The sequence below is a fragment of the Colwellia sp. C1TZA3 genome, assembly GCF_007954265.1.
Lineage (GTDB): Bacteria > Pseudomonadota > Gammaproteobacteria > Enterobacterales > Alteromonadaceae > Cognaticolwellia.
On record NZ_VOLS01000094.1, the window covers coordinates 1 to 7,092 of the forward strand.

Consider the following 7,092-nt stretch of genomic DNA (forward strand, 5'->3'; position numbering starts at 1 on the left):
GCGTCTACTCTGTGATCTTTAATGCTTTCAATATCTTGAAATAATGACATGATAAATAACTATTGTTAATTTTTGATACTGATCTGATCATCTCTTATCAATAAGGTTCAAAATTTCTTTATTATACCGTGCCATTTATTTGAAATGCGTGATCCCACCCTGCTTGTTAGCAGAACTTTTTATTAAAAACGCTCAACTCACCAAAAACACTAAAGCTAAATAAATGGAAGTGAGAAGCAAAAACACCGCCACACTTCGCCACAAATCTTAATTGATAAACAATATAAAAAAATGCTCACCAATTAATAAAAATTATTAACTTTCCACAAAAAATAAAGGAAAGAGAAAAACACCAATCTATTTTTGTGAAAATAAAATTAACCAAGCACATTAAAAATAGAACAAGTGTTGCCTGCTAACGCCTTGCTAAGCGGAAAATAATGGTTGGCTATAATCGCGAAGCGATGGCCAACTGTTATTTTTCCGTTTAAGCAACTTGTTAGTTTTTGTTTACGCTAAAGCTCGAATGACAGCACTTGGGTTCTTAGATAACACAGTTAATAAAACCAATGCAGGCCCTCTAGGAGTTCTATCACCACGCTCCCAGTGCCTTAGCGTCCCTAAACTGATGCCAAAATTTGAGGCAAACTCTGTTTGAGTCATGTGTACATTTGATCGGATTGCTTTAACGTCGACAGGATCAAATTTATGGACAGTGGCGTTTTTAATGTTACCTTCACTGAAATCGACAGCTTCAGTTAGCCCCTGCTTAATACTTTCAAAGATGCTACTCATTTTAGCCTCCGTAGTTTTTAACTAATTTAAGAGTAAATTTAGCTAGCAAGTTACGCTCAGAATGGGATAAGTTAGCTTTTTCATTTTTACCAAAAAGTGAAAGAAGAAATAATGGCATTGATTCACTGTGGAAGTAATAAATTACTCTCACACCACCACTTTTTCCTACTCCGCTTTTAGCCCATCTTAATTTTCGTATTCCACCAGTACCTTGCATAAGATCACCAGCTTTAGGGTGTTCTGCTAGATAATTTATTAAAAGCTCAGAATCACTTTTAGACAGGTGTTTTTGAACTTGTTTTTTATATTCAGGTAATTCAACTATTGTTTGCATAATAACAATTATAATCCAATGGATTACTTTTAGCTAGCACCAAGATTAGATAAAAAATATAGACACAATGACTCCCCACGAGGTGCTAGCCTCTAAACATGGGGTAGTTTTACAAACCAGAGCCATACTATATGTGTCAACAATATAAAACAGAGGCTAGCATGACAAAACATAACATACTTTTTATTGGCTTAGATACTCATAAAACATTTACTGAAGTGGCTTACATCGAAGACCAACGTGGCGCTAAATCAACACACTTCGGTAAAATACTCAGCAATAAAGCCGCGTTTAAAAAGCTCGCTAGGCAATTATAATCAAAATACCCTGACGCCACGCTTCACTTTGTTTACGAAGCAGGTCCTTGTGGCTATTGGATTTACCGATTGCTCACCAGTCTTAATCATTGCTGTTATGTCATCGCTCCTTCTCTTATTCCTAAAAAACCAGGAGAAAAAATCAAAACCGATAAACGTGATGCACTCAAACTGGCAAAGCTGCTCAAGTCTGAAGACTTAACACCTATCTATGTACCTGAGCCGGAAGATGAAGCCGTTTGCGATTTATCACGCGCGCGTGAAACCGGCATGAAAGATTTAAAGGATGCCAAATATCAGCTTAAAGCCTTATTATTGCGTAACAACATTAATAGCAAAGTAAAAGATAATTGGTCATTACAGCACTTACGTTGGCTTGCAGAGTTAGTGTTACCGCACCCTTGCCAACAAATTGTTTTACAAGAAGCGGTTTCAACTATAACAGAGCGGCTAAAACGTTTAAAAAGGCTTGATAATGAACTTACCCATCAAGTGAAAAACTGGCGATTTTATCCCGTAGTAAAAGCGATACAAGCGCTGCGTGGTGTGAGGTTATTAGTGGCTACAGGCGTGATTGCCGAACTAGGGGATTTATCACGGTTCGACCACCCCAGAAAATTAATGAGTTACCTTGGTCTTGTACCAAGTGAACATTCAAGTGGCGGTAAACGCCACTTAGGTGCTATTACCAAATGCGGTAATAGCCGTGCAAGACGACTACTGGTCGAAGGTGCACATTCGTATAAACACAACGCCAATATATCAAAAGAAATGCAACTAAGGCAGGAAGGGTTAAGTAAAGAAATCATCGATATGGCATGGCAAGCACAATTGAGGTTATGCAGACGATACAATCGACTTATGCACAAAGGCAAACATCGTAATGTGGTCGTTACGGCCATCGCCAGAGAAATGATCGCTTATATTTGGGCTATTTCTCGCGAGGTAGTGTTACCGAAGGTTGATGTGAAACTGCGAATATCGAGAATGCCAGCATGAGTGATTTAATAAGAAAAAGTTTTGAGTTAGCGCATGGGATCAAGCATCGGGTGTGGCACAACCACCGACGGCGTTAGGATGGCAATAGCCTAGCGGCTATTGAACCACGAACATAGACTGAAGACAGGTGCCACGACGAAATGAGTAAGGTAGGCGCTGTTAACCAATAGGTTAATAATCCACGAATATCAGCATGATAACCGACGAAATTACTTGCTTCATTCTATGCGTTAACTCACTTAATTTAGAAGTGAATAGAAAAGGTTCTGAAATTAATGAACAAGGATCAGTGTATTTAACTTGACGTGGGGAGTCATGCCAACGCCGCAATAAGAGGCAAATGATAGTTGGTTAAAATAAGCGACGCAGGAGCAAAAACCAACTGTTATTTGTCCTTTTGAGTGACTTGTTATGTTTATGAGACTACAATAGACTTAATTAAAGACCAATTTACAGTACTGAGTAACGTATGACAACTAGAATACTAACCGAAGCAGCAGCAAGTATTAGTGAATTAAAAGCTAACCCAATGAAAGTAGCACTAAGTGCAAATGGAGAACCTATTGCTGTATTAAATAGAAATGAACCTGCTTTTTATTGCGTCCCAGCAGAGACTTATGAATTTTTAATGGATCATGTTGAAGATTTAGAGTTATTGGCAATCGCCGAAAGCAGAAGAAATGAAACAACAATCAAGGTTAGTTTAAATGACCTATGAGCTTGAATTTAAAAAGTCAGCTCTAAAGGAATGGAAAAAGCTTGGAGCAACTGTCCAAACACAATTTAAAAAGAAATTAGCTGAAGTTATAGAAAACCCACACATTCAAAGTGCGAAGTTATCTGGGGCTAATGAATTATACAAAATTAAGTTAAGACAAGCAGGTTATCGTTTAGTCTACGAAGTAAACGATGAGATAATTACTGTTACAGTAATATCAGTTGGGAAAAGAGATAAAGGGAATGTTTACAAGGTTGCAATGCGCCGAGCCGATTAATAAACCAACGCCGCAATAAGCGGAAAATTATAGTTGGCTATAATGTTTGAGGTACGAAAAACAGCCAACTGTAAATTTTCCGTTTAATTGCCTTGTTATGTGTTGGTGCGACTGGCTATTTTTTTTTATACTTATACTCCGACATATACCAAGTTAACAAGCCAAAAAATACTCCAGCTAACGGCCAAACTATATAATGAATTATTGCTGTTTTTGATGTGAAGCCATCAGTAAATGGTTTATTCATGAATGCCATAAAAATAAGCATTGGCAAACCCCAGGATAAGACACCAGTAAATAGCACATGATGTAACTTCCCTTTTAAACGTGTTAACTCCCAAGCCTTAAATTGCTCATCTTTCATTTGATTTAACATCCATATTTGAAAAACACATAACGCCCCATTAAGAGGCTGGTAATTGTTGGCTAAAATGTGTAGCGAAGCGAAACCGAGCCAACTGTTAGCCGTCCCGCTTGAGTGACTTGTTAGTGTAATTTACACCTTAAAGTCTAATTGGATTGATTGGCAAATACTGTCAATAGGTAAACCATTTTCTTTATACGGATTAAATCGCCACTTTTTAAGTGCTTCAGTTGCTGGCTTTATGAAAAGACCAGATTGAGAAGATTCTATAACACCAATGTTAAAGGGCTTACCTTCAGAAGAAATATCAAACTCAAATTTGACGTAGCCATTTATTTTATTCCTTGCTGCTGATTTTGGATACTCCGGAGAAACTCTTTTTATGGGAAAACCCTCTTGAGTCGTATCGCTAAAATTTTCAATTTTTCTTGGGAACACAGTACAACGTGGTTCATTTTTTAAAGTGTCATTTATACTAGAGCTATTATCTCGATTTTCGCTTGTAGTCTGACAACCACAAATGAAAACAGCTAAGAATAGACTTAAATTTTTCAAGTTCACCTAAAACCTCCTTATTACACTAACGCCCGCTTAAGCGGAAAAATATAGCTGGCTAAAATGTTGAACGGAGTGAAAACAGCCAGCTGTATTTTTTCCGTTTGAAGCGCTTGTTATAACTCAATATCGCCTGAACTCAACAACTGACGACTATTTCGTAATGTTAGAATTCTAATCTCGTTTTCAATTTTATAGATAATACGATAGCTACCAAATATAATTTCTCGGTAACTTGAACCTATTAACTCCGGAACCGGACGACCCATTTCAGGTTGAGATCCAAGTAAATCTGCATGATCAAATACATCATTCACCCATTTATCAGCAGCAGATGGCTTATCAAGTGCGATAAACTTGGCTGTTGCCTCTAATTTATCTAATGCTAAAGGTGACCAAACTACTTTCAATTTTTTATACTCTTTAAAATTTGAGTGCGAGCATCAGAATTAGATATACCTAAGCCAGCAGAAAGTTGAGCTTCTGCCTTTTGTACTTCTTCAAGTAGTTCAATCTTTTCTTGCATAGCTTCATATTCAGAGACATCCATAACCACAGCCACACCTTTTCCTCTTTGGGTGATAACAATGGGTCTTCTTGTTTCATTAATTTGACGTATAAATGAAGCCGCTCCAGCCCTAAAATCTGATAAGGGCTGAATATCTTGATCAAAGTGAAGTCTACTCATAACAATACCTTTAGTTGTACTTTATATGGTACTAAGTATAGTAAAAATTAGAATCTAGCGCAAGACTTTGACTTTGAGTTATAACGCCCTGTTAAGGGGCAAATTGTAGTTGGCTAAAATGTGAAGCGGAGCGGAACTAGCCAACTGTTATTTGTCCCGCTTGAACAGCTTGTTAGCTGTGTTTACTTTTTAGATGAATTAACAAATTTGTCCGAGCCATTTCAAGAACAAATGAAACAACCACCACTAAAATTGAATGAATTATATAACCTAACCCGACCAATGGATCAGATGAACAACTAGACTTTAGGATTTCACAATAAAAGAAGTCCACCAAGAATGTAGATGCTATAGCTAAACAAATTAATAGTACAAATCGAAATAACGACACCAATTTTAGTAAATGTATAATTAAAACTATTAAAATTGATGGTAATAAAACGTTTAATATTCCTTCCATGGTATGCCTCACATGCTTATACAGCTAACGCCGTTTTAAGCGGCAAATTGCAGTTGGCTAAAATAAGTGAACGAAGTGAACAAAAAGCCAACTGTAATTTGTCCGCCTTGAAAACCCTTGTTAGAAGCACGTTAACTCTACCCTTTGTAGTTCAATTTTATTACCACCGAACGATAAATTTACAATATCAGAGTTTTGCTGAAAGTTTAACTTTACTAAATATGGAAAGTCTATATCCCTATATTTTTCTAATGGAATTAACACATACGAATTCACACCATCACTTTCAATGATACACTCAAAGCCAATTCCATCGTTTTCACCAGCGGTTAGAACTAAACAACTCCGGTCAGGCGTTATTCGTAAGCAAGTATATCCATCACCGTAATCTTTTTTCCACTCTCCATTAGGAATTGTGGCACAACCAGAAAGTAGTATTATTAGGATAATATGCAGATATTTCATAGTGCTTCTAACGCCACGTTAAGCGGCAAAAAATTGTTGGCTAAAATTGTGAACGGAGTGAAACAGCCAACTGTTTTTTGTCCGTTTGAACGCCTTGTTAGGGCTGTGTTAACTCTGCGGGCAATTTGTATGTGCTGATAACCCATCTTTTAACCAGAAATACTCGATACAATTGATACTATTTATGACAACTTTACGTTGACCTATATCTAGCGAATCAACAGCTTCTAATATTGATACAACACCTGATTTATCTCGATCTGCAATCTCATAAGGGATTGGTGATTTATAAAGAATAACTCCGTAACCACACAACGGGATTAATAAGGCACTTAATGCTACAACGAGTCGAATATTCATTTAGCACCCTAACGCCCACTTAAGCGGACAAAAATAGTTGGTTAACATGTGAAGCGAAGCGGAACCTAACCAACTGTTTTTGTTCCGTTTGAAGTGCTTGTTAGTAGCCTTTACACTGTAGCCGTGGCTTTATTCTCATTCTTAGTAAACAGAAGAAGAAAAACACCTAGCATTATTGCTATGTCTGCTACATTAAAAATCCCAGTACGGATGGATCCAATACCAATATTTAGAAAATCAATAACAGCACCGTTATTAACTACACGATCATAAAAATTACTAATACCACCAGAAAACACCAAAGATAACGCAACTAAAGAAGTAAGGTGCTGTTTTGAATTTGAAACTAAATATACAAATAAAGCGGACAAAAATATACCAACTAGAACTACAAAAAACCAGAATCTAGCTTGTTCTGACAAGTTATTACCCAAGCCCAGAAAAGCACCAATATTTTCCGTATATCCAACCCTTAGCGTGTCATTAAGGTAGCTTGTCATTTGAAATTTAGGAAGGTGTTCTGCTGCCAATAATTTAGTAGCTTGATCACAACCTACACATGAAAGGGTAACTAAAAAAATAATTAATAATCTTTTCCAAATATCCATATTTACTCAAAACCTTTTTTGGCAACTAACGCCCTTTTAAGCGGCAAATTGCAGTTGGCTAAAATAAGTGAGGCACGAACAAAAAGCCAACTGTAATTTGTCCGACTTGAAAACTCTTGTTAGGTGCGCTCTTTCAAATAGCCCAACTTATT

The 7,092-nt window shown here is 36.9% G+C and carries 10 protein-coding genes and 1 pseudogene; 3 read left to right on the forward strand and 8 right to left on the reverse strand.

The features are described 5' to 3' along the window. Nucleotides 1–510 precede the first annotated feature (510 nt). Together nadS and ESZ39_RS16740 are read right to left on the reverse strand one after the other, a co-directional pair. A complete protein-coding gene (gene nadS / locus ESZ39_RS16735; protein WP_146881066.1) occupies nt 511–795 on the reverse strand; it encodes a NadS family protein in 285 nt (94 codons plus the stop codon). 1 nt (nt 796) lies between these two features. Further along, nucleotides 797–1,129: a type II toxin-antitoxin system RelE/ParE family toxin gene (locus ESZ39_RS16740; RefSeq protein ID WP_146881067.1), complete on the reverse strand. Its 333-nt coding sequence runs from the start codon at nt 1,127–1,129 to the stop codon at nt 797–799. A gap of 161 nt (nt 1,130–1,290) precedes the next feature. On the opposite strand from ESZ39_RS16740, the pseudogene ESZ39_RS16745 reads away from it, so the two are divergent. The 3 genes and pseudogenes from ESZ39_RS16745 (at nt 1,291) to ESZ39_RS16755 (ending at nt 3,440) form a co-directional block, all read left to right on the forward strand. Further along, nucleotides 1,291–2,445, forward strand: a pseudogene (locus tag ESZ39_RS16745) (IS110 family transposase). Nucleotides 2,446–2,914: 469 nt separating this feature from the next. Beyond that, nucleotides 2,915–3,163 carry a type II toxin-antitoxin system Phd/YefM family antitoxin gene (locus tag ESZ39_RS16750; protein ID WP_146881068.1) on the forward strand — a complete coding sequence of 83 codons (249 nt, stop codon included), beginning with the start codon at nt 2,915–2,917 and terminating at the stop codon, nt 3,161–3,163. Beyond that, nucleotides 3,153–3,440 (forward strand): type II toxin-antitoxin system RelE family toxin, encoded by a 288-nt coding sequence (locus ESZ39_RS16755; protein WP_146881069.1) that lies wholly within the window; start codon nt 3,153–3,155, stop codon nt 3,438–3,440. The genes ESZ39_RS16750 and ESZ39_RS16755 overlap by 11 nt, the downstream gene beginning before the upstream one ends. Nucleotides 3,441–3,555: 115 nt before the next feature. On the opposite strand, the gene ESZ39_RS16760 is transcribed toward ESZ39_RS16755, so the two are convergent. From ESZ39_RS16760 to lspA, 6 genes are all read right to left on the reverse strand, one after another. After that, nucleotides 3,556–3,804: a hypothetical protein gene (locus ESZ39_RS16760; RefSeq protein WP_223270433.1), complete on the reverse strand. Its 249-nt coding sequence runs from the start codon at nt 3,802–3,804 to the stop codon at nt 3,556–3,558. A gap of 132 nt (nt 3,805–3,936) precedes the next feature. Beyond that, nucleotides 3,937–4,365, reverse strand: a complete 429-nt coding sequence (locus ESZ39_RS16765; RefSeq protein WP_146881071.1) for an energy transducer TonB — start codon at nt 4,363–4,365, stop codon at nt 3,937–3,939. A gap of 110 nt (nt 4,366–4,475) precedes the next feature. Continuing rightward, the gene (locus tag ESZ39_RS16770) at nt 4,476–4,769 is read right to left on the reverse strand and encodes a type II toxin-antitoxin system RelE/ParE family toxin (RefSeq protein WP_146881072.1); all 294 of its coding nucleotides are present in this window, start codon (nt 4,767–4,769) and stop codon (nt 4,476–4,478) included. Continuing rightward, the gene (locus tag ESZ39_RS16775; protein WP_146801410.1) at nt 4,766–5,047 is read right to left on the reverse strand and encodes a type II toxin-antitoxin system Phd/YefM family antitoxin; all 282 of its coding nucleotides are present in this window, start codon (nt 5,045–5,047) and stop codon (nt 4,766–4,768) included. Before ESZ39_RS16775 ends, ESZ39_RS16770 begins: the two co-directional genes overlap by 4 nt. Before the next feature lie 1,033 nt (nt 5,048–6,080). Further along, nucleotides 6,081–6,332, reverse strand: a complete 252-nt coding sequence (locus ESZ39_RS16780; RefSeq protein WP_146881073.1) for a hypothetical protein — start codon at nt 6,330–6,332, stop codon at nt 6,081–6,083. A gap of 110 nt (nt 6,333–6,442) precedes the next feature. After that, nucleotides 6,443–6,940 carry a signal peptidase II gene (lspA, locus tag ESZ39_RS16785; protein WP_146881074.1) on the reverse strand — a complete coding sequence of 166 codons (498 nt, stop codon included), beginning with the start codon at nt 6,938–6,940 and terminating at the stop codon, nt 6,443–6,445. Nucleotides 6,941–7,092: the final 152 nt, after the last annotated feature.

What these genes read in the sequence shown, in the direction of transcription:
- ESZ39_RS16740 (WP_146881067.1), bottom strand. Translation starts at nt 1,129, where the DNA reads ATGCAAACAATAGTTGAATTACCTGAATATAAAAAACAAGTTCAAAAA.
- ESZ39_RS16780 (WP_146881073.1), bottom strand. Translation starts at nt 6,332, where the DNA reads ATGAATATTCGACTCGTTGTAGCATTAAGTGCCTTATTAATCCCGTTG.
- nadS (WP_146881066.1), bottom strand. Translation starts at nt 795, where the DNA reads ATGAGTAGCATCTTTGAAAGTATTAAGCAGGGGCTAACTGAAGCTGTC.
- ESZ39_RS16755 (WP_146881069.1), top strand. Translation starts at nt 3,153, where the DNA reads ATGACCTATGAGCTTGAATTTAAAAAGTCAGCTCTAAAGGAATGGAAA.
- ESZ39_RS16750 (WP_146881068.1), top strand. Translation starts at nt 2,915, where the DNA reads ATGACAACTAGAATACTAACCGAAGCAGCAGCAAGTATTAGTGAATTA.
- ESZ39_RS16775 (WP_146801410.1), bottom strand. Translation starts at nt 5,047, where the DNA reads ATGAGTAGACTTCACTTTGATCAAGATATTCAGCCCTTATCAGATTTT.
- lspA (WP_146881074.1), bottom strand. Translation starts at nt 6,940, where the DNA reads ATGGATATTTGGAAAAGATTATTAATTATTTTTTTAGTTACCCTTTCA.
- ESZ39_RS16760 (WP_223270433.1), bottom strand. Translation starts at nt 3,804, where the DNA reads ATGAAAGATGAGCAATTTAAGGCTTGGGAGTTAACACGTTTAAAAGGG.